Genomic DNA, 25,643 nt, shown 5'->3' on the forward strand with positions numbered 1-25,643 from the left:
CCGGGGTCGGCTCGCTGGGCAGCTTGGGCAGCACCACGGTGCCCTCGCGCGGGTGCACGCTCAGGCGGGCGGCGGCGCCCGGGTCGCTGGACTGGACCGCGGCGCGCAGCCGGGCGGCCAGGGTGGCCGCGTCCGGGCGCCGGTTCGGGTCCTTGGCCAGGGCGGAGGCGATGACCGTCCACACCGCGTCGGGCACGCCCTCGGGGCGCGGCGGCGGCTGCGTCTGGTGCGCCTGGAAGACCTCCATGGCGTCGTTGCCGCGGAACGGCGGGCGGCCGGTGCGCAGCTCGAAGAACATGATCCCGCAGGCGTAGACGTCCACCGCGGGGGTGGGCTGCTGGCCGGAGATGACCTCGGGGGCGAGGTAGTAGGGGGTGCCCACGACCTGGCTGGTGCGGGTGACGGAGGGGGCGTCGGCCAGCCGCGCGATGCCGAAGTCGGTCAGCAGCGGCCGGTAGCCGCCGTCCTCCGGCTTGAGCAGCACGTTGGCGGGCTTCACGTCGCGGTGGATGATCTTCGCCGTGTGCGCCACGGCGAGCGCCTCGGCCACGTCCGCGACCAGCAGGGCGGACTCGGCGGCCCCGAGCGTGCCGCGTCCGCGCAGGTAGGCGCGCAGGTCCGGGCCCTCGACCAGCTGCATGACCAGCGCGAGCAGGTCGCCCTCGACGACCAGGTCGCGCACCGAGACGAGGGAGCGGTGCCGCATGGACACCAGGGCGGTGCGCTCGCGCAGGAAGCGCGTCACCACATCCGCGTCGTTGGCCAGCTCCTCGAGTAGAACCTTGATCGCGACGGCCTCGCCGGTGTCCCGCACGCGGCCGCGCCACACCGAGCCGAAGGCGCCTCGGCCCAGTTGGGACTCCAGCTCATAACGGCTGCCGATCGGCTGACCCACGTCAAACCCTTTCCTCCCCGAGCGCGGTACGTCGGTGGTGCAAGTGGAGCGGTCCTGCGATGGTGCGCAGCCAGACTAGTGCGAGGCGGCGAATCCCCGGCGTCGGGGATGGGGGTTTGTACCCTAATCGCTACCTCGTACTCCCCGAAAGCGGGCTGACGCACCGTCAGCGGGAGCGCCCGGTACGGCGCGCGCCCGGCGAGCGGTGTCAGAACTCTCGGCTACCGTTATCTTTGGTAGCTCCCACCGACCCGCCGCACAAGGACCGCGTACTCCCATGCAGCTGCGACTGTCCGTCAGTGTGCCGACCGGGCCGGCCCGTGCCGCGGGCCGGGCCACGGCCGGCGGCGCGAACCCGAGCTCCCTGCTGGACGTGCTCGTGAGCGCGCCGGCCGGGACTCCGCTGCGCGCGGCCGTGGGACAGCTGGCGAATCTGGCGGGCCTGGCCGAACCGGTCTTCCACGTGGGGGCGGCGCGTCCGGCGCCGGATCACCCGCTCGGGGTTCCGCCGCTGGTGGACGGGGCCGTGCTCACGGCCGACCAGGCCGCCGCGACGCTGCCGGCGCCGGGAAATCTGGAGCTGCACGTGATCGGCGGGCCGGACGCGGGGGGCGTGCATCTGCTCACCCCGCCCGCGCCGGGTCGCACCGCAATGCGCCTGACCATCGGCCGCGGCGCGGAGGCCGACATCCGGATCGAGGACCCGGACCTGTCCCGGCGGCACGCGGAGTTGACCGTGAGCGCGGACTGGGTGCGGCTGGCGGACTGCGGCTCGACCAACGGGACGGTGCTCGGGGGCGCGCGGATCGGCGCGGAGCCGGTGCTGCTCGCGCCCCAGACGCCGGTGCGGGTGGGCGAGACGACGCTGCTGCTGCGCCTGGGCGAGGAGCCGCTGGAGACGGAGCCGGACCGGCTGGGCAAGGTACTGGTGCGGGTGCGGCCGCGGGTGGCCGCGCCGATCCCGACGCCCCGGTTCGAACTGCCGCCGCCACCCGGGGCGCGCGGCCTGCCCGCAGCCCGGCGCCGGGCCCAGGCGGGATACGAGCAGGCCAAGGCGGCCACGGAGGCGAAGATCTCGGCGGCGCTGGCCCTGGAGTCGGCGCTGCGGCGCACCCGGCACCCGGACCCGGCCGCGCTGCTGACGACGGCGCTGCGGCCGGGCGAGGCGCTGTGGAGCCGGTCCAGGGACCAGCCCGAGCTGCTGGAGCTGCGGCTGGGCACGGCCCGGCTGCCCTCGGTGGTGACCGTGCGCCAGGGCACCCACAGCTTCCGGCCCCGGGTGCCGGCCGCGCCGGTGACGGTGGACCTGGCCCGGGTGGGCGTGCTCGGCGTCGTGGGCGTCGGCGAGATCGAGGCGACGGGCCCGGGCGGCGTGCCGGACGCGGACACGCTCTCGCCCAGCCGGGCCCGCGGCATCAGGGTGGGCACGCTCGGGCAGGGCGGCGCGCTGGATCCGGATATGGCGCCGTACCCGGCGGGCCTCGGCACCTCGGGCGCCACCGTCGCGGGCGGGGCCACAGGCTCCGGCACCTCGGCGGCGTACTCGGTGCGCGCCCTCGGCCGCAGCCTGGTGGCGCAGCTCGCGGCGCTGTGCTCGCCGCTGGACGTGGACCTGGTCGTGCTCAGCCCGAACAGCCCGGAGCCGTGGCGCTGGACCACCTGGCTGCCGCACTGTGCCCCGCAGGACGGCCAGAACTGCCGGGCACTGGTCGGCTTCGACGCGACCCAGGCACGGGCCAGGATCGCCGAGCTGACGGTGCGGCTCGAGGCCAGGCAGGGCGCGCTGCGCGGGAGCAACGAGCCGTGGCCGGGGCGGCGCACGGTGCTGGTGGTGGACCAGGGCGACCTGCCCGGGCACGCCGTCTACCCGCCGGAGCTGCTGCGACTGCTGGCCGAGGGCCCGCAGGTGGGCATGCACGCCCTCGTGCTGGCGCAGCGTCCCGAGGACCTGCCGGCCTCGATCGGCGCGGTGGCCACGGTGGGCGGCGAGGTGCACACCCGGCTGCGGCTGGACCAGCCCGAGGCGCTGGCGATAGACGGCATACTGGCCGACCTGACCTCCCCGCAGTGGGCACTGCGGTTCGCGCACGCGCTCGCCCCGCTGCGGGACGCGCGCGAGGGCGGGGTGCAGGGGATACACGGCACCAACCAGCGCCAGCTGCCCGAGGAGGCCAGGCTGCTGCCGCTGCTCGAGCTCGATCTGCTCACCCCGACCAAGATCTCGGCGCGCTGGAACACCCAGCGCGAGACGCCGCAGAGCGCGGACGGGCTCACGGTGGTGCTCGGCGCGGACAGCCACGGCGCGGTGCGCGCGGAGCTGACCGGCCATCACATCCTGGTCGGCGGCGTCTCCGGCTCCGGCGTCTCCGAGGCGCTGCGCTCGGTGCTGTGCTCGGCCGCGCTGCCGACTCCGCCGGAGCGGCTGAACGTGCTGCTGGTCTCCGGCGGCGGCGGACCCTCGTGGGGCGAGAGCGCCAAGCTGCCGCACGTGGTCGAGCACCTCGAGACGCCCCCGACCGAGCCGCAGCTGCGCCGCCTGCTGACCCTCGCGGTCACCCGCAGCGGCGTCGCGGGCGCGCGGGTGCTGCTCGGCGTGGACGGGCTGGACCGGCTGGCCGCGCAGCATCCGTGGTTCGTCAAGGAACTGACGGAGTTGGCGCAGCAGGGCCGGAAGGTGGGCGTGCACCTGCTGCTGGGCATCACGCTGGACGACGGCCCGGCCAGGCGCCTGCTCGACGGGGAGCTGTGCGAGGAGCTCGATCTGCGGCTCGCGCTGCGCACCTACGGCCCGGAGGAGTCGCGCCGCTTGGTGTCGCTGCCGGACGCCGCCGCGATCCGCCCGAGCCTGCCCGGCCGCGCCTGGCTGGCCCTGCCGGACGGCCGGGTGCTGCCGGTGCAGGTGCCGCGGGTCGGCGGCCGGATGGCCTCGAGCGCGACGGCGCGGGCGAACGTGACCGCGGAGGACTGGCGCCGCCTCGGCGACGCGCTGCCCCCGCGCGGCGCGGGCCTGGCCGGCACCGGCGCGGTGCCGGTCGCCCCGGGCGCGCCGACGGACCTGGCGCTGCTGGTCGAGAGCGCGCAGCGGGCCGCGGCGGCGAAGGCGCAGCTGCCCGGCCAGGGTCAGGGCCAGACCACGGCGCGCACGGCGTAGGGCGGCCGAGCCGCCCGGACCGGCCGGCGCGCACGGCCGTGCCCTGGCGCGGCCTGGCGCGATCCGGCCCCGGCAAAAATGGACAGGAGCGCGTCGGCGTTCGCGAGTATCTTCAAGCCATGACAAGCTCCGCACAGATCAGTGCCGGTATACGCGCGGCGCTGCGCGACCGCGCCGACACCTGGCGTTTCCTGTCCGAGTTCGCGGCCGACTGGCGAGCACCGCTGCGTGCCGAGGACGGCTTCGCCGACGCGGACCTCGACGAGGCCGAACGCCGCCTCGGCGTCGCGCTGCCGGCGGCGCTGCGCGAGGCCTACCTGCGCTTCGGCCGGCGCGACGACCTGGTGCGCAATCAGGACCGGCTCGAGCTCCCGGACGGGCTGTACGTGCACGAGGGCGCGCTGGTCTATCAGACGGAGAATCAGGGCGCCGCGCAGTGGGGGGTGCTGCTGGACGACGTCGGTGCGGCCGATCCACCGACGTTCTACCGCGCGAGCCTGGCCGACCGGTCCGCCGAGCGCTGGGAGCCGTGGACGCAGCGCCTGTCGGTCGCGCTGCTCGAGCTCTTCATGGCGGAGACGGCGCTGTACGAGGCAGACCGGCTCTCCGACGCGGGCGAGCTGATCGGCCCGCTGCCGGAGGAGTTCGAGCCGCTCCCCGCGATCGTGCCGGAGCGCTTCGACTCCGTCTGGTTCGCCGGGGACGACCTGCTCGCCCATGTGCAGAGCGGTTACTGGCTGACCGTCAGAGCCCGTTCCCCGCAGGCGCTCGACGACCTGCGTGAGGCGCTGCCGCTCGAGTGGGTCTGCGCCATGTGAACGGCCGCGGGCCGGTTTCCCGACCCGCGGCCGCCCTGTGCTCCGGCGCAGTCCGCCGCTACATCGCGTTGGCCCGCAGCAGGGTCCTGATCACCCGCAGCGCCACGGACAGGATGGCCAGGTCGAAGGAGTCGGCCGAGGAGATCTCGGCCAGGATCGCCCGTGCCCGCTCCACCGCGGCCTGGTTCTTCTCCACCCACGCCTCGAACCTGGCGTCCGCGTCGGCCTCGCCGGGGGCGGCGGCCAGCACGTCGAAGGTGAGCGCGGCCTGGGCGCTGTAGAGGTCCTCGCGCACCGCGGCCCTGGCCATCGTCTCCCAGCGGTCGGTGCGCGGCAGGGCCGTGATCCGGTCGCGCAGGGCGCCGATGCCGAGGCGGTCGACGAGGTCGAAGTAGCACTCGGCCACCTCCACCGGGGCCCGGCCGCTGTCCCAGGCCACCTCGACGATGTCGAGCGCCGAGTAGGCGGCGGACACGGCGGCGCAGCGGGCGGCCAGGGCCTGCGGCACGCTGGCCTCCACCAGCTCCGCGGTGGCCGCGGCCAGCTGTGCGGCGTCGTTGCCCTTGAGCAGCTTCGGCAGCTGCGCGACGACCTCGGCGACCCCGGCGCCGAACGCCTCGACCTGGGCCGAGATGTCGATCGGGTGCTTGCGGTTGAGCAGGAACCAGCGGGCGCCGCGCTCGGTCAGCCGCCGTCCGGCCAGCCGCATCCGGGTCTGCACCTCGGCCGGGACCCGGTTGTCGAGCTCGTCGATCGCGGTCCAGAAGGTCTCGAGGCTGAACACCTCGCGGGCCACGATGTGCGCCCGGGAGATCTCCTCGGCCCCGGCGCCGGTCTCCTCGCGCATCCGGTAGATGAACGTGGTGCCGGCGTTGTTGACCAGGTTGTTCACGACCTGGGTGGCGATGATCTCGCGGCGCAGCGGGTGGGTCGCGATCAGCTCGCGCAGCCGGGCGCGCACGTTGCTCGGGAAGTAGGCGAACAGGTCGGCCTCGAGGTACGGGTCCTCGAGCAGGTTGCTGGCCAGCAGCTCCTCGTTGAGCACGATCTTCGTGTAGGCGAGCAGCACGGCCAGCTCGGGCTGGGTCAGCCCCTGCCCGGCCTGCCGGCGCTCCTGGATCACCCGCTCGCGCGGCAGGAACTCCAGGTCCCGGTTCAGGTGCCCGGAGGCCGTCAGGGCCCGCATGTAGCGCGCGTGCACGTGCAGCAGCTGCGGGGCCTGGGCCACGGAGGAGGCGAGCGCGACGTTCTGGCCGTAGTTGTCGGCCAGCACCAGGTCGGCGATCTCGTCGGTCATCGAGGCCAGCAGCGCGGTGCGCTCCGAGGTCGGCAGCACGCCGGACTTGACCGCCTGGTCCACCAGGATCTTGATGTTGACCTCGTGGTCGGAGGTGTCCACGCCGGCCGAGTTGTCCAGGGCGTCGGTGTTCATCCGGCCGCCGGTGCCCTCCGGGCCGCCCTGCAGCGCGTACTCGATCCGGCCGAGCTGGGTGCAGCCGAGGTTGCCGCCCTCGCCGACCACCTTGACCCGCAGGTCCCCGCCGTTGACCCGGATCGTGTCGTTGGCCTTGTCGCCGACGTCCGCGTGCGACTCGGCGGCCGACTTCACGTAGGTGCCGATGCCGCCGTTCCACAGCAGGTCCACCGGGGCCAGCAGGATGGCGCGCATCAGCTCGGCCGGGGTGGTGCGGATCGCACCCTCGGGCAGGCCGAGCGCCTCGCGCATCCGCGGGGTGACCGGGATCGACTTGGCCGAGCGCGGGAAGACGCCGCCGCCGTCGGAGATGAGCGACTGGTCGTAGTCCGCCCAGCTCGAGCGGGGCAGGTCGAACAGCCGCTGGCGCTCGATGAAGGCGCGCTCGGCGTCCGGGTCGGGGTCGACGAAGATGTGCCGGTGGTCGAAGGCCGCGATCAGCCTGGCGTGCCGGGAGCGCAGCAGGCCGTTGCCGAACACGTCGCCGGACATGTCGCCGATGCCGACGACGGAGAACGGCTGGGTCTGGGTGTCCACGCCGAGCTCGCGGAAGTGGCGCTTGACCGACTCCCAGGCGCCGCGCGAGGTGATGCCCATGACCTTGTGGTCGTACCCGACCGAGCCGCCGGAGGCGAACGCGTCGCCGAGCCAGAACCCGTACTCGGCCGCCACCGCGTTGGCGATGTCGGAGAAGGTGGCGGTGCCCTTGTCCGCGGCCACGACCAGGTAGTGGTCGTCCCCGTCGAAGCGCACCACGTCCTTCGGCGGCACGATCGCGCCGTCCACCAGGTTGTCGGTGATGTCGAGCAGGCCCCTGATGAACATCTGGTAGCAGGCCACGCCCTCGGCCAGGAAGGCCTCGCGGTCGGAGGGGTCGACCGGGTTCTTCACCACGAACCCGCCCTTGGCCCCGACCGGGACGATCACCACGTTCTTGACCATCTGGGCCTTGGCCAGGCCCAGGATCTCGGTGCGGAAGTCCTCGCGCCGGTCGGACCAGCGCAGGCCGCCGCGGGCGACCTTGCCGAAGCGCAGGTGCACGCCCTCCACCCGGGCCGCGTAGACCCAGATCTCGTACTTGGGCTTCGGGGCGGGCAGGTCCGGCACCGCCGGGGCGTTGATCTTGAACGAGACGTACGGCTTGACCGCGCCCTCGGCGTCGAGCTGGTAGAAGTTCGTGCGCAGGGTGGCCCGGATCACGGCGAGCAGGGAGCGCATGATGCGGTCCTCGTCGAGCGAGGCGACGGTGTCGAGGGCGCCCTCGATCTCCTCGACCATGCCGTCCACCAGCTCGTGCCCGGCGCCGACGTGGGCCGGGTCGAAGGCGGCCTCGAACAGGCGCACCAGCAGCCGCACGATCCGGGTGTTGGCCGACAGGACCTGCTCGATGTAGTCCTGGCTGAAGGCCACCCCGCCCTGGCGCAGGTACTTGACATAGGCGCGGAGGATGCTGGCCTGCCGCCAGCCGAGGCCGGAGGAGAGCACCAGCGCGTTGAAGCCGTCGTTCTCCGCGATCCGGGACCACACCGCGGCGAACGCGGCGGTGAACCGGTCCCGCGCGGAGGGGTCCTGCAGGGCCTCGGGCTCCCCGACCCGCAGGCCGAAGTCCAGGATCCAGGCGGTGTCGCCGCAGCGGCGCAGCAGCTCGTAGGGCTGCTCCTCGAGCACCTCGACGCCGAAGCGCTGCAGGATCGGGAGCACCTCGGCCAGGGTGATCATCGCGCCGACGCGGAAGATCTTGAGCCGGTACTCGTCCGGGGCGGCGTCCGGGCGGCGGTAGACCGCCAGCGAGGAGTCGGTGGTGTCGTCGGAGTGGATGGCCTCGATCCTGGCCAGGTCCTGCGCGGCCCGCTCCGGCGAGAAGTCGGCCTTGTAGCCCTCGGGGAAGGCGTCGGCGTAGTCGGAGAGCAGGTCGCTGGCGCGCTGCGGGCCGAGCTGCTCGGTGAGCACGTCGGTCAGCACGTCGTTCCAGGTGCGCAGGGCGCGGGCGAGGCGGCGCTCGATCAGCTCGGCGTCCACCTCGGGCAGCCGCTCGCCGCCGGCCACCCGGATCACGAAGTGCAGCCGGGTGAGCACCGACTCGGTGGAGCGCACGGTGTAGTCGATGACGTCGCCGTGCAGCTCCTCGAGCAGGATGTGCTGGAGCCTGAGCCGGTTCGCGGTGTCGTACAGGTCGCGCGGGAGGTAGACCAGGGCGGAGAAGAAGCGCCCGTAGACGTCCTCGCGCAGGAACAGCCGCACCCGGCGCCGCTCCTGCAGCTGCAGCACCGAGCCGGAGATGTCGGCGAGCTCGGCGACCGGGATCTGGAAGAGCTCGTCGCGCGGGTAGGACTCGAGGATCTGCAGCAGGTCCTTGCCGGAGTGCGAGTTGAGCGAATAGCCGTGCAGGTCGAGCACCTGACGGACCTTCTGGCGCACCACCGGGATGCGCAGAACCGACTCGGAGTACGCGGCGGCGGAGAACAGGCCGAGGATGCGGCGCTCCCCGACCACCTGCCCGGCCTCGTTGAAGACCTTCACGCCGATGTAGTCGAGGTAGCCGGGGCGGTGCACCGTGGCGCGGGAGTTGGCCTTGGTCAGCACCAGCAGGCGCGGCTCGCGGGCGCGGGCGCGCACCTCCGGCGGCAGCTTGGAGAACGAGCCGGGGCCGGCCAGCGACTGGTCGGCCCGCAGGATGCCGAGGCCGGTGCCCGGCTTGGCCCGCAGCCGGTCCTCGCCGCCCTCGGTGACCAGCTCGTACTCGCGGTAGCCGAGGAAGGTGAAGTGCCCGTCCACCAGCCAGCGCAGCAGCTCCTGGCCGGCCGAGAGCTCGTCGAAGCCGAGCCCGGCGGCCTGGGCCCCGGTGCCCTGCGCACCGTCCAGCGCGTCGGCGGCGGCGAGGGCGGAGGCGCGCATCTTCGGCCAGTCCTCGACCGACTCGCGCACGTCCTGCAGCACCCGGCGCAGGTCGGCCGCGAGCGAGGTGGCGGCGGCGGAGTCGTCGGCCAGCCGGTCGATCTCGATGTGCATCCAGGACTCGACCAGCGCGCCGGCCGGGGCCGAGGCCGCGTCCAGGTCGTAGACCTCGCGCAGGTTGCCGGCCAGGTCGCGGTCGACCGCGAGGACGGGGTGGAACAGCACGTGGATGCCGTGGCCGCGGCGGGAGAGCTCGGCGGTGACCGAGTCGACCAGGAAGGGCATGTCGTCGGTGACGATCTCGACCACGCTGCGCGCGCCGGGGCCGGCCCGCCAGCCGTCGCGCTCCTCGGTCGGAGTCAAAACCCTGATCTTGGCGGTGCCCTGCGGCCGCTGCGCGGCCAGCTGCGCACTCGAGGCGGCGGCCCCGACGAGGTCGGCCGGCGCCCGGTCGGCCAGATCGTCCACGGCCACGTGCCGGTAGTAGCGGTTGATCACCGCCTCCCCGACGTCCGCCGCCTGGGCCGGGCGCGTCTGGCCGGATCTGGCCAGTTCGGCGGCCTCCCCGAGCAGCTGCGTCTTCGCCGGGTCCGTCTGCGTCACCATGAGCGCTCGCTCCATACCAGCCGTGCGCCTTTGCACGGCATCAACGGGTAGCGGCCGGGGCTTTCCCCGGCCTCGGGTACGCCTGAAAGGCTACCCGCCAAAGTGGAACGCCGGGACGCACCTGCCCGATCACGTTGTTACGTCTGGGTTGTCGTTTCCTACAGTGTGGACCGTACGGGGGAACAGGTAAGCGAAAATCTCGGCATTCAGACGAGATCGCGGAGTTCCTGCGAGGCGTACCAGAGCAGGTCGAAGTCCTCGACCGCGTCCACGGCCAGTCCGGCGTCGGGGTCACCCTCCCCGGCGGCGGGCAGAGCGGCCAGCGCGGCCCGCACCGCGGCGCGCGCCCCGGCCTCGTCCACGTGCAGCGACGCGATGTCGGCAAGCGCCACGGACCCCGTCAGCTCGATCACACCCGGATCCTCGGGCTCGGCCCCGCTCGCGACCACGCGGGAGTCGGCCACGTCGGCGGCCAGCACCACCCGCAGCGTGCGGGCCTCGGCGAGCTCGGGCTCCAGCGCGAGCAGCCGCAGCGACGCCCGGGCGGCCGCGGTCATCGCCGCGTACTCGAGCTCCTCCTCGTCGCCCTCGAGGTACCACGCGCGCAACGCCTCGGTCACCGCGTAACCGGTCGAGGCCGGGACCGTGCCCTCCTGCCGGAGCCGCTCGAGCAGGCCGATCGTGCCGGGCAGGTAAACACGCATGCGGTCATTGTAGATCGCGGCTTGCTCGGCCAAGGAATCTTGGGGACGAAAACCGTGTCCCCAAGGGCCTCGCTGCGCCGCGATGGCGACTCACGCCACCGGATGAGCGCTCGCCAGCACCTCGCCCACCGTCCGCCGGGCGGTGTCGAGCACCTCGACGCGGCGGCTGGGGTCCATCAGGTTGGCGCCGAGGGCGTGCAGGTCCTCCGGGCCGGGGCACAGCACGGTCACGGTGGTGCCGTCGGCGCGGACCCGGATCACCTCCTGCAGCATCTGACGGGTCACCCGGTGCCGGTATCCGCGCTCGATCTTGCCGATCACCCCGGTCGGCTTGTCGTAGCCGCGCGCGGCCATCGGGGCGAGCACGTAGACCTCGTCGAGGGCGACGCCGCCGGGCAGGCCGGAGGCGCCGAGCAGGTCCAGATTGGTGTTGGAGACGGTGCCGCCGTCTACGAAGCGGCGTCCGCCGATGCGCGCGGGCGGGAACCAGCCGGGGATGGAGCAGGAGGCCACCACGGCCTCGGCCAGCCCCGCCGAGGGCGCTCCGGGGTGGCCGAACACGACGCGTTCGCCCGAGTCGTAGTCCATCGCCACGATCCGGATCCCGGGATGCGGGGACCAGGTGCCGGACGGGATGACCTCCTCGACCATCCGGCCGATGTCGCCGAGCGAGCCGCGCCCGGGCGGCAGGATCGCGGAGAGCACGGCGGTGCTCGGGTAGCGGCGCGGATGGCGTACCGAACGGGCGATCAGCCGGGGCGAGCCGAAGCGCACCTGCGGCCAGGTCGGCATGGCGCCGCCGGCGGCCGCGTCGTAGTCGAACAGCTGCCCGGCCAACGGGCCCTGCTCCACCTGCTTGCCGCGCTGATGGGCCCACAGGTCCTGGGCGCTCGCGCCCGCGCCGAGCAGCCCGGCCAGGATCGAGCCGGCCGAGGTGCCCACGATCAGCAGCGCGTCGCGCGCGTCCACCCCGGCGTCCTCCTCGAGCGCGCACAGGGCACCGATCATCCAGGCGGCGCCGAGCGTGCCGCCGCCGCCCAGCACGATGCCCCGACGCACCGCGACCCGGGCCGCGCGACCCCGCACGTTCTCGAACACGTCCTCCACCTTCCCACCGGTCCGGTACGGCCATGCCGGGACTCCAGCCGTTTGGCGCAGGCGGTGGGCTGAAAGCGGCGCCCGCCGCGCGCGTGCGCCGGTGCTCGCCGCCCACGCCAGGGCGCCCGCACCGGCGCGCTGACCGGGACCGGCGCGCCCGGGCACGCGGATAACGACTCGACAACTCCGGCGCCCCACGGGAATCTGACCGTCAGGGCGGGTAGTTGCAGTATTGCGGGGAGGTAGCCATGAATGTGAAGACCGTCCGCCAGGACCGGAGTCGGGAACCGTCGCTCTGGCCGTTCGCGGCCCTGATCGGGGCCGCCGGTGCGGCCATGCTCGTCTACGCGCTTCCGGACGCCCCCGGCTGGCTGAGCGCGCTCGCGCTGACCGTCTGCGGCACCGGCCCCACCTCCGCGCACGCCGGCCTGCTCGGCGCGGTGCTGCTGGTGCTCGGCTGGGGCCTGGCCCGGGGACGGCAGACGGCGTGGGCGCTCACCCTCGGCCTGCTGGTGTGGAGCGCGGCGGCGGAGACCGAGGCGCTGCTCGCGCCGAGCCGCGCCGAGCCGTGGCGGCTGGCCCCGCTGGCCTTCGCCATCATCGGGCTCTGGCACGCCCGCACCCACTTCCAGGTCCCGCTGAACGCGGGCCGGCTGCGGCAGACGGCCGAGTTCAGCGCCGTGGCCGTGGTCGCCGTGCTGCTGCTGGGCGGCGGCGGCCTGTTCATCGAGCGCGGCAGCTTCGCCACCCCGGTCGCGGCCGGGGACATAGGCCGCGAGGTGGTCTCGGCCGCCGCGGCCAACCCCGGCCCGGCCGAGTTCGACGGCCCCTCCTGGCAGCTCAACGGCCTCGCCCTGCTCTGCGGCTCGCTGCTGGTGATCGCGCTGGCCTGGCTGATGGCCTCGGCCCCGGCTCCGCGGCCGGGCGGGCGGGCCCAGCGGGCGATCGTGCGGGCGATGGTGGCGCACCCGGACTCCGAGACCCTGGCCCCGTTCGCGCTGCGCTACGACAAGAGCTACGTCTTCTCCCCCGACGGCCGGGCCGCGATCGGCTACCGGGTGCTGGCCGGGATGGCCGTGGCCGGCGGGGACCCGGTAGGCGCGGCGGCCTCCTGGCCCGACGCGGTCGAGGAGTTCGCCGCGCTGGTGCGCCGCAGCGGCTGGCGTCCGGCCGTGCTCGGCGCCGGACCCGCGGCCCTCGAGCTGTGGGCGGCCCAGGGCATGCGCCGGATCGGCATCGGCGACGAGGTCGTGGTGGACGCGGCCGGGTTCAGCCTGGACGGCCGGGCGATGCGCAACGTGCGCCAGGCCGTGCGCCGCACCGAACGGGCCGGACTGGTCGTCGAGGTGCTGCCGGAGCGCGAGCTCGAGCCCGGCCTGGCCGGGCAGCTGCGCCGGATCCACCGCGAGTGGCTCGGCCCGTCCGGGCTCGAGCACGGCTTCGCGATGAACCTGGACGCGATGGCCCGCGGCGCCCACCCGGAGGCGCTGATCGCGGTCGCGCTGGCCCCCGAGGGCTACGCGGTGGCCTTCCAGCGCTACCTGCCGGCCGCGCAGTACGGCCGGGCCCCGGCGCTCTCGCTGGACGTCATGCCGCGTACCCCGCTCTCGCCGAACGGGGTGAACGAGCGGCTGATCGTGGACGTGATCGGTTACGCCCGGATCCACGGCTACCAGCGGGTCTCGCTCAACTTCGCCGCGTTCCGCCCGCTGCTGTCCCGGGCCAGGTCCGCGCCGGGGGAGCTGACCCGGACCCAGCGGGCCACCATCAAGGCCATCGGCCTGCTCGACCCGCTGATCCAGGTGGACTCGCTCTACCGGTTCAACGACAAGTTCCAGCCGGGCTGGGTGGCCCGCTCGGTGCTGGTCGGCTCCTGGCTGGACCTGCCCAGGTTCGCCCTGGCCGCGTTCGGCATGGAGTTCGCGCTGCCCTACGACCGGCGCCGCACCGGCCGGGCCGTGACGGCCGGCGAGGAATCAGTTGAACTGCAGGGCGGTGCACAGCCAGTCGAAGCCGCAGCGCCCCTGCGCGGCCACCGGGGCTGACGGGACGGCCTGCTCGAACCGCAGCGCCACCGCCCGCACCCGGGTGCCGTCCTGGACCACCACGGTGGTCTCCACGATCCCGGCGGCCGGCTGGTGCAGCCGGACCGAGCGGATCATCGAACGGGCGGCGAAGCGGGCCGGGCCGCGCCGGGTGCCGGGGGCCGTGAGCAGCCCGGCCACGTCCCGGGAGAGCCAGCGGCGCATCTGCTCCACCGGACGGCGCTCGAGCAGCACGTCCACCACCGCCTCGGCCAACCGGCCCACCCCGGCCGTCGGCTCGGGCGTGGCCAGCCCGCGCGGGTCGACCTCGAGCCGGTGGGTCCAGCCGGTCACCCAGGACCGCAGCCAGCCGCGCTGGCCGGGCACCGCGCCCGTCCCGCCCCACTCGGACAGCGTTCCGGCCGTGCGTTGCAGCCGGCTGTCCGGGAAGCGGACCTCGGTGATGAAGTACGTGTCGTCCTCGAGCATCGTCTCGCCCCGTCCTTTTCAGAGCCTGATGATCCGTCAGACGGATGGCGGGGCCCGAACGTTGTCTTGCGCGGGTCAAGATCACCCGATCCAGTGAGGTTGACTGGGCCGGACAGCCGAAGCCCCGTCAGGATCGACCTGACGGGGCTTCGGTTGACGATCAGTGGAACGCGGGCCTACTTCTTGCGGCGGCGCCCCTGCTGCTTCGACTTGGCGTCCTTGGCCTCCTGCTTGGCGTCCTGGACCGCGGCGTCGTTGACCACCGTGCGCTCCTCCACCGCGCCCTCGGCGGTGGGGGCGGAGTAGTTCAGCTTGGCCGGAGCCTTCGGCGCGCCGAGGCCCTTGGCGTTGAGCTGGGCCGTGGCCGCCTCCGCGCGGGCCTGGGCCTCCGGGTCGTCCCCGGGGACCTCGACCTGGACCTCCAGGTTGAACAGGTAGCCGATGGACTCCTCCTTGATGGCGTCCATCATCGCGTTGAACATGTCGAAGCCCTCGCGCTGGTACTCCACCAGCGGGTCGCGCTGCGCCATGGCCCGCAGGCCGATGCCCTCCTGCAGGTAGTCCATCTCGTACAGGTGCTCGCGCCACTTGCGGTCGAGCACCGACAGGACCACCCGGCGCTCGAGCTCGCGGGTGATCGGCTCGGTGAGCGTCTCCTCCCGCTTGTCGTACGCGGCCAGGACGTCGGCGGTGAGCTCCTCGGTGAGCACGCCGGCGGTGACCGAGGAACGGCTGCCGACCGACTCCTCGACCTCCTCGAGCGTGATCGAGATCGGGTAGAGCGTGCGCAGCGCGGTCCAGAGCTTGTCCAGGTCCCAGTCCTCGGAGAAGCCGTCGGAGGTGGCGGCGCCGACGTAGCTGGCGACCGTGTCCTCCATCATGTGCCGCACGTGCTCGCGCAGGTCCTCGCCCTCGAGCACGCGCAGCCGCTCGGCGTAGATCACCGTGCGCTGCTTGTTGATGACGTCGTCGTACTTCAGGACGTTCTTGCGGATCTCGAAGTTCTGCTGCTCGAGCTGGCTCTGCGCGGACTGGATCGCCCGGGTGACCATCTTCGACTCGATCGGCACGTCGTCGGCCACGTTCGCCGCGGCCAGCACGCGCTCCACGATCTGCGCCTTGAACAGCCGCATCAGGTCGTCGCCCAGGGACAGGTAGAACCGGGACTCGCCCGGGTCGCCCTGGCGTCCGGCACGGCCGCGCAGCTGGTTGTCGATCCGGCGCGACTCGTGCCGCTCGGTGCCCAGCACGTAGAGGCCGCCGAGCTCGCGCACCTCGTCCTGCTCGGCCGCGACCGCCTTCTTGGCCTTCTCCAGCGCGTCCGGGTACGCCGCGGCGAACTCCTCCGGCGTGTCGGTCTCGGACAGGCCGCGCTGCGCGAGCTCGGCCGTGGCCAGCGCCTCGGCGTTGCCGCCGAGCATGATGTCGGTACCGCGGCCGGCCATGTTGGTGGCCACCGTGACCGCGCCCTTGCGCCCGGCCTGGGCCACGATCGCGGCCTCGCGCTCGTGGTACTTCGCGTTGAGCACCTCGTGCGGGATGCCCTGCTTGCGCAGCTGCTGGGAGAGGTACTCGGACTTCTCCACCGAGACGGTGCCGATCAGCACCGGCTGGCCCTCGTTGTGCCGGCCCTCGATGTCCGTGACCACGGCCTTGAACTTGGCCTCCTCGGTCATGTAGATCAGGTCCTGGCGGTCGGCCCGCACCATCGGCTTGTTCGTCGGGATCGGCACGACGCCCAGCTTGTAGATCTGGTGGAACTCCGCCGCCTCGGTCAGCGCGGTACCGGTCATGCCGCCGAGCTTGTCGTAGAGGCGGAAGTAGTTCTGCAGGGTGATGGTGGCCAGCGTCTGGTTCTCGTTCTGGATCTCCACCCCCTCCTTGGCCTCGATCGCCTGGTGCATGCCCTCGTTGTAGCGGCGTCCCGCCAGGATGCGGCCGGTGTGCTCGTCGACGATGAGCACCTCGTTGTTCATGATCACGTAGTCGCGGTCCCGCTTGAACAGCTCCTTCGCCTTGATGGAGTTGTTCAGGTAGCCGACCAGCGGGGTGTTCACGGACTCGTAGAGGTTCTCGATGCCCAGCAGGTCCTCGACCCGCTCGACGCCGCGCTCGAGGATGCCGACGGTCTTCTTCTTCTCGTCGACCTCGTAGTCGGTGTCGCGCACCAGCCGCGCGGCGATCCGGGCGAAGTCCACGTACCACTTGGTGGCCTGGTCCGCCGGGCCGGAGATGATCAGCGGGGTACGGGCCTCGTCGATGAGGATCGAGTCCACCTCGTCCACGCACGCGTAGAAGTGGCCGCGCTGGACCAGGTCGCCCTTGTCCCAGGCCATGTTGTCGCGCAGGTAGTCGAAGCCGAACTCGTTGTTGGTACCGTAGGTGATGTCGCAGTTGTAGGCCTCGCGGCGCTGGTCCGGCGCCATGTTCGCCAGGATGCAGCCCACGCTCAGGCCGAGGAACCGGTGGATCCGGCCCATCCAGGCCGAGTCGCGCTCGGCCAGGTAGTCGTTCGTGGTGATGATGTGCACGCCCTCGCCGGACAGCGCGTTGAGGTACGCGGGCAGCGTCCCCACCAGCGTCTTGCCCTCACCGGTGCGCATCTCGGCGATATTGCCCAGGTGCAGCGCCATGCCGCCCATGAGCTGCACGTCGTAGTGGCGCTGTCCGATGGTCCGCTTCGCGGCCTCGCGCACGGTGGCGAAGGCCTCGGGCAGCAGCTGGTCCAGACTCTCGCCGTCCTGGTAACGCTGCTTGTACTCGTCGGTGAGGGCGCGCAGCTCCTCGTCCGTGAGGTCGACGAAGTCGTCCTCGATCGAGTTGATCAGGTCGGCCGTCTTGGCCAGCTTGCGAAGGATCTTCCCTTCGCCGGCGCGCAGGACCTTGTCGAACAGGGCAGGCACTTGAGAACGACTCCTTGCTGGAAATCGGACGCGGCCACTGCGCCCTGAGTCAAAGAGCAGCGTGGACGCAGCCTTACGGACCGGCGTCGGGCCGGTCGTTATGCCATCGTAAGCGACCGGGGTGGCACAAAGACAGTGCGCATTCCAATTCCGAACCACGGGAAGAGGTTGCCGACCATGAACCAGCCGGAAATCACGGCCGGACCCCTGCTGCTGCGGCCCTGGCGCCACACGGACGCCGGGGCGCTGGTCGCCGCCTGGGCCGATCCGGAGATCCGCCGCTGGGCCCGCTACGGGGCCGTATTACCGAGCGTGGAGAGCATGGAACCCTGGGTGTCCTGGAACGAGGAGCAGTGGCGGATAGGCGGGCGGGCGGCGTTCGCGATCCAGGACGCGGACGCGGGCCTGGCCGGATCGATCACGCTGCGTGATTTCGGCAAGGACGCCAAGGGCGACGGCGGCGACACCGCCGAGGTCGGCTACTGGATCGTGCCGCGGGCGCGCGGCCGCGGCGTGGCCCCGGCCGCGCTCACCGCCGTGAGCCGCTGGGCGTTCGAGCGCGAGGAGGACGGCGGCCTCGGCGTGCGGCGGGTGGAGCTGCTGCACAGCGTGGAGAACCTCGGCTCCTGCCGGGTCGCGCAGAAGGCCGGCTACCTGCACGAGGGGACGCTGCGCGAGTCGTTCCGCTACGCCGACGGCGCCTGGCACGACGAGCACATGCACGCCCGGCTCTGGAGCGATCCGGTGTCGTGATCTGATCCGGCGAGCCGGCGGAGCGGCGCAGCGGCGAAAATTTCAATCACCGTCCGTCACGGACTTTCTCAGACCCCGCTCATCGGGTCTTCCTATCGTCGCCGATGTGGTGATTTCCGAGATGCCCGACACGGCGGCCGAACCCCGGCTGCCGTGGTCCCGGCCCTGGTCCCGGCTTCGCCCGGTGGACCGGGCGGCGCTGGCGGTGTGGGCCGCGTCCCGCGCGGTGCTCCTGCTGCTGAGCCTGTTCGAGCGCTACGCGACCGGCACCGGGAGATCCTCGTCCTGGCTCGGCCTGTGGCAGCACTGGGACTGGTACCGCTATCTGACCGTCGCCGAGTACGGATACACCAGCGGCAAGGGCCCGTCCTACGACGAGAACATCACCGCGTTCCTGCCCGGATTTCCGACGGTGCTGCGCGCCGTGCACCTGGTCGTGCGCGACTGGGCCGTGTCCGGCCTGCTGATCTCCCTGGTCGCGGGCGCGGTCGCGGTGGTCGCGCTGGCCCGGCTGACCGAGTTCGAGTACGCCCGGCGCCGGCCGGAGGGCTCGGCCGCCGAGGCCCACCGTGCCGCGCGCTACGCCGTGCTGCTGCTGGTGTGCGCGCCGGCCGCGGTGTTCCTTGCCGTCGGATACACCGAGTCGCTCTTCCTCGCCTTCGCCGTGCCCGGCTGGCTCGCCGCCCGCCGCGGCCAGTGGGTGCGGGCCGGAGTGCTGCTCGCCGCGGCCTGCACCATCCGTATCAATGGCCTGTTCGTGCTGGCCGGGGTCGCGGTGATGTTCCTGGCCGCCCGCCCCACCCGCCGCGACTGGACCAGGGCCCCCGCGCTGCTGCTCCCGCTCGCCGCGGCCGGCGCCTACGCGGCCTACCTCAAGGACATCACCGGCGACTGGCTGGAGTGGCTGCACGCGGAGAAGCGCGGCTGGTCCCGGTCCCTGACCAACCCGATCACGGCCTGGCGCACCTCGTGGAACGACGCCTTCGGCTCACGCACCGGCTCGGGCTTCGGCGGCGGGGCTGGTGGCGGTAGTGGCGGCGGTGTCACTGGGGGCGGCGGATTCCCCGGCGGTGGGAACGGGAACGGGAACGGCGGCGGCGGTCGGCCTCAGTTCGGCGGCAGCGGCAGCGGCAGTTTCGGCGGGACCGGCGGCGGCGGTTTCGGCGGGACCGGCGGCGCACCGGGCGGGCAGACCGGCACGGGTACGGCGGCCGGCGGCCACCAGCTCGCCGGAATCGGGAACTTCGACGCCTGGGCCTACCGGTTCGAGCTGCTCGCCGCCGTGATCGGCGTCGCCACGGTGTTCGTGCTGGCCGGGCGGCGGCGCTGGGCCGAGCTCGTCTACGTCGGCATCTCCGTGCTCGCGCTGATCACCTCGACGTCCTACATGTCGATCCCGCGCGAGATGCTGCTGTGGTGGCCGCTGTGGGTCGGCGCCGCGGTCTGGCTCGCCACCCGCCGCAAGGCCCTGATCGCGGCCTGCGCGGCGAGCGGCGTCCTCATGGTCGCCACCGCCCTGCTCTACCTCAGCGGCCAGTGGGCCGGGTGAGGCGGAGCCGGTCGGTCACAGCTGCGAGAGCGCTATCCCGTCCAGGATGTCGTGCTCGGAGACGACCACCTCGGGCAGGCCGAGGCGTTCCACGATGCACGCGAGGATGAGCGCTCCGGCGGCGATGACGTCGACCCGGCCGGGGTGGATCACCGGGATCGCGGCGCGCTGGGCGTGGTTCATCGCGAGCAGGTCGGCCGCGGTCTGGCGGATCACCTCGGCCGGGATGCGGGACAGGTGCACCCGCGAGCGGTCGTACTCCGTCAGGCCGAGCGCGATCGCGGCGATGGTGGTGACCGAGCCGGCCAGGCCCACCAGCGTCTTCGCCCGGGACAGGTCCACGCTCTGCGCGGCCAGGTCGATGCCGGCCTCGATGTCCCGGCGGGCCGCGGTGACCTGGGCCAGGGTGGGCGGATCGTCGGTCAGGTGACGCTCCGTCATGCGGACGCAGCCCACGTCGACGGACAGCGCCGCCTCGACCGCGTCGGCGCCGAGGACGAACTCGGTGGAGCCGCCGCCGATGTCCACCACCAGGTACGGCGTGTCGTGCGCGACCGCGTCGGTGGCCAGGGCCGAGGTGGCGCCGCGGAAGGAGAGCTCGGCCTCCTCGTGTCCGGAGACCACCTCGGGCTCGACCCCGAACCGCTCGCGCACGCCGGCGACGAACGCGTCCCGGTTGCTCGCGTCCCGGGTGGCGCTGGTGGCGACGAAGCGCACGTGCCCGGCGCCGTGCCCGCGGACGGCCTCGGCGTAGCGGTCGCAGGCCGCGAAGGTGCGCTCCAGCGCCTCGTCGGCCAGCCGCCCGGTGGCGTCCACGCCCTGGCCCAGCCGGACGATCTCCATCCGCCGCTCGATCTCGGTCTCCGCGCCGGTGTCCGGATCGAGGTCCGCCACGAGCAGGCGGATCGAGTTGGTGCCGCAGTCGACCGCGGCCACACGCTTGCCCGTGCTCATTGCTCGCCCTCCTGGGTGTGCTCTGATTCGCCCGTGCCGGCCGCGTCGCCCGCGGCCTCGCCCGCCCCGTCCCCGCACGCGTTCACGCACGGCCCGGAGCGCCACCACTGCGGCAGCAGCGCCAACGCCTCGTCGCCGAGCGGGTTGACCCCGGGCCCGGCCGCGAGCGAATGCGCCACCAGCACGTGCAGGCACTTGACCCGGTCCGGCATGCCGCCGGCGCTCGGGAAGCCGGGCAGGATCTCGATCGCGTCGCGCCGCCGCAGGTAGTCCTCGTGCGCCGCGCGGTAGGCGGCGGCGAGTTCCGGATCCGTGGCGAGCCGCTCGGTCATCTCGGCCATCAGGCCGCCGCCCTCGAGGCTGCCGATGGCCGAGGCGGCCCTGGGGCAGGTCAGGTAGTAGAGCGTGGGGAAGGGCTCGCCGTCCGGATTGCGCTCGGTCTTGATCCGGGGGGCGGTCTCCACCACGTCCGGATTGCCGCACGGGCACCGGTGCGCCACCGCCCGCAGCCCCCGCGGCGTGCGGCCGAGCTGTGCCTCGACGGCCGCGACGTCCTTGCGTTCCACGCTGTTCACCCGCTCTACGGTACTACCCGGCCGGGCCCGGTCACGGCGTGGCCGTGGCGTCCGGGTCCTTGACCGTACCCCACAGCTTGTCGTACCAGGGCGAGGGCTCCGGCGTGGGCAGGCCGAGCTGCTCGTCGCCGTTGGCCGGACCGGCCACGGTGAAGCCCTCCTCGCCCGGCTTGACGTAGTGCAGCTGCGCGCGGGCCTGGATCGCGACGAACCCCGGGTCGGACCACAGCGCGATCTGCGTCTGCAGCTGCGAGACCTGCTTGGTCAGCGCGTCGTTCTGCCGGTTGATCGCGATCAGCGCCGAGCGCTGGGCCAGGTACTCCTGCAGCGGGTAGGCGATGGTGACCACGACCGCGCACACGGCGAGCGCGAGGATCGTCGCGCGCCGGGTAAGCCGGAACCTCGGGCGCGGGGCGCGCGGGCGGCGTACGGACGGGCGTGGCCGGGTTCGGGGTTCGGCCGGGGCCTCGGGTGCCCGGCCCTCGCTCAGGGGCGCCTCGGCGGTGCGCTCGGCCTTGCCGACACGCCCGGACGGGCGCGAGGGCGGCACCAGTCCGAGGCGCGACGGGGCGCGGGTGCCCGACGAACGCTGCGACGCGCCGCGCGGGGATCGACGCGAGGGTTGGTCCACCACGGGTCTGACACCCCCTCAGCGTCTCGGCGTCGCGCGGCCGGGCGGCCGAGACGCGTGTGGCGCGCTCCGAGCCGGAGCGCGCCACCCATCGTATTGCCTGATCCGCTCCTAGGCCTGGAAGCGGGGGAAGGCCGAACGGCCGGCGTAGCGCGCGGCGTCGTCGAGCTCTTCCTCGATGCGCAGCAGCTGGTTGTACTTGGCCACGCGGTCGGTGCGGGCCGGGGCGCCGGACTTGATCTGGCCGCACTCCATGGCCACGGCCAGGTCGGCGATGGTGGTGTCCTCGGTCTCGCCGGACCGGTGCGACATCATCGTGCGGTAGCCCGAGCGGTGGGCCAGGGTGACCGCGTCGTAGGTCTCGGAGAGCGAGCCGATCTGGTTCACCTTCACCAGCAGCGCGTTGGCCTGGCCGCCCTTGATGCCGCGCTCGAGGCGCTCCGGGTTGGTGACGAACAGGTCGTCGCCGACGAGCTGAATCTTGGCGCCGAGGCTGTCGGTCACGGCCTTCCAGCCGTCCCAGTCCTCCTCGCTGTGCGAGTCCTCGATCGAGACCAGCGGGTAGTTCGAGGCCAGGTCGGCGTAGTACGCGGACAGCTCGGCACCGGTGAGCTTGGAGCCCTCGAAGTGGTAGACGCCGTCCTTGAACAGCTCGGTGGCCGCGACGTCGAGCGCCAGCGCGATGTCCTCGCCCGGGGTGTAGCCGGCCTTCTCGATGGCCTCGAGGATCAGGTCCAGCGCGGCCCGGTTCGAGTCCAGGTTCGGCGCGAAGCCGCCCTCGTCGCCGAGGCCGGTGGACAGGCCGCGGGCCTTGAGCACCGACTTGAGCGAGTGGTAGGTCTCCGCGCCCCAGCGCAGCGCCTCGGCGTAGGTCTCCGCGCCGATCGGAGCGATCATGAACTCCTGGATGTCGACGTTGGAGTCCGCGTGCGCCCCGCCGTTGACGATGTTCATCATGGGCACCGGCAGCAGGTGCACGTTCGGGCCGCCGAGGTAGCGGTAGAGCGGCAGCTGGGCCGACTCGGCCGCGGCCTTGGCCACCGCGAGCGAGACGCCGAGGATGGCGTTGGCGCCGATGCGGGCCTTGTTCGGGGTGCCGTCCAGGTCCTTGAGCTCCTGGTCGACCAGGCGCTGCTCGTGCGCGTCGAAGCCGATCAGCGCCGGGCCGATCTCGTCGAGCACCGCGAGGACGGCCTTGGTCACGCCCTTGCCCTGGTAGCGGTCCTTGTCCCCGTCGCGCAGCTCCACGGCCTCGAAGGCTCCGGTGGACGCGCCGGACGGGACTGCGGCGCGCGCGATCACGCCGTCGTCGAGGGCGACCTCGACCTCGACGGTGGGGTTCCCACGGGAGTCGAGGATCTCCCGCGCGCCGACTGCTTCGATGGACGCCACGTGCGTACTCCTTCGTCAAGCTGTCTTCAGATCTCGTTTCGGCCCCAGCCTAGTTCACGGCGTGTTCGGACTGTGCGGCTGTCCGTCCTTCGTCGCTGATCTCGGGCCTGACGGCGGATCAGTCGGACGGCGTGGAGGGGCCCTGCAGGCGAACCGGCAGCTCGTAGAGCCCACGCATGATCAGACCCGAGTGCCAGCGCAGGGTTTCGGCCGGACGGGCGAGTGTGGCGCCGGGGTAGCGCGCGAGCAGCCGCTCGAAGGCGATGCGGCCCTCGAGCCGGGCGAGCGGCGCGCCGATGCAGAAGTGGATCCCGTGCCCGAGCGCGACGTGGCCGGTGGCGGGCCGGCCGAGGTCGAGCGTGTCGGGCGCGGGGAAGCGGGCGGGGTCGCGGTCGGCCGCGGCGAGCACCGCGAGCACGGGCTCGCCGGCCGGGATCTCGGTGCCCCCGACGGTGATCGGCTCGGTGGTGAAGCGCCAGGTCGCGAACTCCACCGGCCCGTCGTAGCGCAGCAGCTCCTCGACCGCGGACGGCAGCAGGTCCGGCTCCGCGAGCAGCCGATCGCGCTCGGCCGGGTGGGTCAGCAGCGCGAAATACCCGTTCCCGACCAGGTTGATGGTGGTTTCGAACCCTGCGAACAGCAGGATGAAGGCCATCGCGGCCGCCTCGTCCTCGCTCAGGTGCTCCCCGTGGTCGGAGGCGCGCACGAGGGCGGTCAGCAGGTCGTCGCCCGGGGCGAGCCGCTTCTTGTGGATGATCTCGCGCAGGTAGCCGCGGATGCGCTTGACCGAGCGCCCCACGCCGCCGCGCGCCCCGCCGCGGTCGACCACGCCGAAGGCCCACTCGTGGAAGATCGACTGGTCCTCCTCGGGCACCCCGAGCATCTCCAGGATGACCGCGACCGGCAGCGGGCAGGCGTACCCGCGGATCAGGTCGACGCCGCCGTCCCCGCCGGGCTCGGCGGCCCGCGCGGCGCACTCGTCCAGCAGCTTGTCGGCGATCTGCCGGATCCGCGGCTCGAAGTCGGCGATGCGGCGCGGCGTGAAGGCCTTGGCCACCAGCCGCCGCAGCCGGGTGTGGTCCGGCGGGTCGAGGTTGAGCAGGTGTGCCGCGATCCCGGACCGGTGCTCCCCGGGGATCCCGGTGCGCCCCGGCTTCCACCCGGGGAAGGACTGCGCCGCGTTCTTCGACAGCCGCGGGTCCGCGAGCACGGCCTTGACCTCGTCGTACCGGGTGACCAGATAAGCCTCGACCCCGTTGGGCAGCCGCGTCTTGTGCACCGGGGCGTGCTCGCGCAGCCAGGCGTAGGCCGGGTACGGGTCGTCGATGAACGCGCGGTCGAAGAGCGCGGGGGGCGCGGTCGGGTCTGGCTGCGGAGCGGGCACGTTCACCGATCCATGGTCACACGCGCCGACGCCGGGCCGAGCCGCGGGCGACGGGCCGACGGGCCGACGGGCCGAGGGGTTGCCGGACCGGATCCGGGTACGACTCAGGGCCTCGCCGCGTTCGCGACGAGGCCCGGATGGAGCAGGCTCAGCGCTGCTCGGCGACCTGGCTGGGCACGGCGTCCTGGGCGGCGGCCGGGGTGATCACGGAAGCCTCCACCGCGGCCGGCGGGGCGACCGTGCCCGCGGGCTGCGCGGGCGACGCCGGGGTGTCGTCCTTCGCCGCCGCCTTCATCTCCGACTTGAAGATGCGCAGGGACTGGCCGACCGACCGCGCGGCGTCGGGCAGCTTGCGCGAGCCGAAGAGCAGTACGAGCAGGGCGAGGATGATGATGATGTGCCAGGGCTCAAGTCCGCCACGCAACATGGTTCCGCACTCCTAATGATCTTGATGCCGTAGCCGTTCGCCGCACCGATGGTGGGGTCCCGGCGCCGGTGCACTGACCAGACTAACCGTACTTACCCGACTATCGGGAGGCCTCGAGGTGAAGAATCTGGTCGCGTAGGCCGCGCGCCTGAATCCGCAGCGCCTCCTCCGGATCGACTCCGAGCTGCCGCGCCAGTCCCACGACGGCCAGCAACAGTCGCCCGACCTGCTCTTTCGATGTCGAGTCCGATACATCAGAGAGCTGACCAAGATCGTCCGGCAGTTGCGGAACCGTTATCTGCAACTCCGCGTTGCCGGCGCGCTTGAGCAGTTTGTCGGCGAGGGAGAGCGCGGGCTGGGCCAGCGGCACCCCCTCGACCACGGAGGACCGGTCCTTCTCCGCCGCCTTGAGCTGCTCCCAGGTCGCCTCGACCTCGTCGGCCGTGCGCGCGCCGCCGTCGCCGAACACGTGCGGGTGACGCCCGATCAACTTGGTGACGATACCCTGCGCGACGTCGTCGATACCGAACGGATCCTCCGGGTGCTCCTGCGCGATCCGGGCGTGGAAGGCGACCTGCAGCAGCACGTCGCCCAGCTCCTCGCGCAGCGCGTCGCGCCCCTCGCCCGGGACCTCGCACTCCCCGTCCTCGATCGTCTCGACGGTCTCGTAGGCCTCTTCCAGCAGGTACTTCACCAGCGATTGGTGGGTCTGCTTGCCGTCCCAGGGGCACCCGCCGGGCGAGCGCAGCCGGTCCATCACCGCGACCAGGTCGAGCAGCCTGGCCCCGGGCATGTCGTAGCTGCCCGGAAGCACCTCGAGCTCGATCTCCACGTCGGGCCCGTCCGCACCGCCGCCCGCGTCCGTGCCCGCCGCGCCCGAGGACGAACCCGGCCCGCCCTGCGCGCGGCGCGTCACGGTGG

Annotated in this window: 18 protein-coding genes; 5 read left to right on the forward strand and 13 right to left on the reverse strand. The window is 72.9% G+C overall.

The features are described from left to right. On the reverse strand, nt 1–895 hold an 895-nt coding region (locus tag KDL01_RS21270), incomplete at its 3' end, for a serine/threonine-protein kinase (protein WP_212530310.1). A gap of 277 nt (nt 896–1,172) precedes the next feature. Here KDL01_RS21270 and KDL01_RS21275 point away from each other — a divergent pair. After that, nucleotides 1,173–4,046, forward strand: a complete 2,874-nt coding sequence (locus KDL01_RS21275) for an FHA domain-containing protein (RefSeq protein WP_212530311.1) — start codon at nt 1,173–1,175, stop codon at nt 4,044–4,046. Nucleotides 4,047–4,165: 119 nt separating this feature from the next. Further along, nucleotides 4,166–4,864: an SMI1/KNR4 family protein gene (locus tag KDL01_RS21280; RefSeq protein WP_212530312.1), complete on the forward strand. Its 699-nt coding sequence runs from the start codon at nt 4,166–4,168 to the stop codon at nt 4,862–4,864. 58 nt (nt 4,865–4,922) lie between these two features. Here KDL01_RS21280 and KDL01_RS21285 read toward each other — a convergent pair whose 3' ends face one another. The 3 genes from KDL01_RS21285 to KDL01_RS21295 form a co-directional block, all read right to left on the reverse strand. Beyond that, nucleotides 4,923–9,839, reverse strand: coding sequence for an NAD-glutamate dehydrogenase (locus tag KDL01_RS21285; RefSeq protein ID WP_246576749.1), 4,917 nt, complete (start codon nt 9,837–9,839; stop codon nt 4,923–4,925). Between the two features lie 206 nt (nt 9,840–10,045). Then, nucleotides 10,046–10,543 (reverse strand): DUF6912 family protein, encoded by a 498-nt coding sequence (locus tag KDL01_RS21290; RefSeq protein ID WP_212530314.1) that lies wholly within the window; start codon nt 10,541–10,543, stop codon nt 10,046–10,048. Between the two features lie 90 nt (nt 10,544–10,633). Further along, nucleotides 10,634–11,641, reverse strand: a complete 1,008-nt coding sequence (locus KDL01_RS21295) for a patatin-like phospholipase family protein (RefSeq protein ID WP_212530315.1) — start codon at nt 11,639–11,641, stop codon at nt 10,634–10,636. A 248-nt stretch (nt 11,642–11,889) separates the two neighbouring features. Between KDL01_RS21295 and KDL01_RS21300 the strand changes: the two genes are divergently transcribed. Further along, nucleotides 11,890–13,686 carry a bifunctional lysylphosphatidylglycerol flippase/synthetase MprF gene (locus tag KDL01_RS21300; RefSeq protein ID WP_212530316.1) on the forward strand — a complete coding sequence of 599 codons (1,797 nt, stop codon included), beginning with the start codon at nt 11,890–11,892 and terminating at the stop codon, nt 13,684–13,686. Here the strand turns inward: KDL01_RS21300 and KDL01_RS21305 are convergent. Further along, nucleotides 13,618–14,154: an Rv3235 family protein gene (locus KDL01_RS21305; protein ID WP_212530317.1), complete on the reverse strand. Its 537-nt coding sequence runs from the start codon at nt 14,152–14,154 to the stop codon at nt 13,618–13,620. The genes KDL01_RS21300 and KDL01_RS21305 overlap by 69 nt on opposite strands. 176 nt (nt 14,155–14,330) lie before the next feature. Beyond that, on the reverse strand, nt 14,331–17,057 hold the full coding sequence (secA, locus tag KDL01_RS21310; protein WP_212530318.1) for a preprotein translocase subunit SecA: 2,727 nt from the start codon (nt 17,055–17,057) through the stop codon (nt 14,331–14,333). Between the two features lie 177 nt (nt 17,058–17,234). On the opposite strand from secA, the gene KDL01_RS21315 reads away from it, so the two are divergent. Both KDL01_RS21315 and KDL01_RS21320 read left to right on the forward strand, forming a co-directional pair. Beyond that, nucleotides 17,235–17,810, forward strand: a complete 576-nt coding sequence (locus KDL01_RS21315) for a GNAT family N-acetyltransferase (RefSeq protein ID WP_212530319.1) — start codon at nt 17,235–17,237, stop codon at nt 17,808–17,810. Between the two features lie 106 nt (nt 17,811–17,916). After that, nucleotides 17,917–19,359: a mannosyltransferase family protein gene (locus tag KDL01_RS21320; RefSeq protein ID WP_212530320.1), complete on the forward strand. Its 1,443-nt coding sequence runs from the start codon at nt 17,917–17,919 to the stop codon at nt 19,357–19,359. Nucleotides 19,360–19,374: 15 nt separating this feature from the next. Here KDL01_RS21320 and KDL01_RS21325 read toward each other — a convergent pair whose 3' ends face one another. From KDL01_RS21325 to KDL01_RS21355, 7 genes are all read right to left on the reverse strand, one after another. Continuing rightward, nucleotides 19,375–20,313, reverse strand: a complete 939-nt coding sequence (locus KDL01_RS21325) for a Ppx/GppA phosphatase family protein (protein ID WP_212530321.1) — start codon at nt 20,311–20,313, stop codon at nt 19,375–19,377. After that, nucleotides 20,310–20,888, reverse strand: coding sequence for a DUF501 domain-containing protein (locus KDL01_RS21330; protein ID WP_212530322.1), 579 nt, complete (start codon nt 20,886–20,888; stop codon nt 20,310–20,312). Before KDL01_RS21330 ends, KDL01_RS21325 begins: the two co-directional genes overlap by 4 nt. A gap of 31 nt (nt 20,889–20,919) precedes the next feature. Next, nucleotides 20,920–21,522 carry an FtsB family cell division protein gene (locus KDL01_RS44705; protein WP_212530323.1) on the reverse strand — a complete coding sequence of 201 codons (603 nt, stop codon included), beginning with the start codon at nt 21,520–21,522 and terminating at the stop codon, nt 20,920–20,922. Nucleotides 21,523–21,630: 108 nt separating this feature from the next. Beyond that, nucleotides 21,631–22,911, reverse strand: coding sequence for a phosphopyruvate hydratase (gene eno, locus KDL01_RS21340; RefSeq protein ID WP_212530324.1), 1,281 nt, complete (start codon nt 22,909–22,911; stop codon nt 21,631–21,633). 118 nt (nt 22,912–23,029) lie between these two features. Next, complete coding sequence (locus tag KDL01_RS45385) at nt 23,030–24,301, reverse strand: cytochrome P450 family protein (protein WP_212530325.1); 1,272 nt, start codon at nt 24,299–24,301, stop codon at nt 23,030–23,032. 142 nt (nt 24,302–24,443) lie between these two features. Then, on the reverse strand, nt 24,444–24,722 hold the full coding sequence (gene tatA / locus KDL01_RS21350) for a Sec-independent protein translocase subunit TatA (protein WP_212530326.1): 279 nt from the start codon (nt 24,720–24,722) through the stop codon (nt 24,444–24,446). 100 nt (nt 24,723–24,822) lie between these two features. Next, nucleotides 24,823–25,643 (reverse strand): nucleoside triphosphate pyrophosphohydrolase (locus tag KDL01_RS21355; RefSeq protein ID WP_212530327.1); only part of this gene is annotated, 821 nt, incomplete at its 5' end.

It is taken from the genome of Actinospica durhamensis (genome assembly GCF_018139695.1).
Taxonomy (GTDB): Bacteria; Actinomycetota; Actinomycetes; order Streptomycetales; family Catenulisporaceae; genus Actinospica; species Actinospica durhamensis.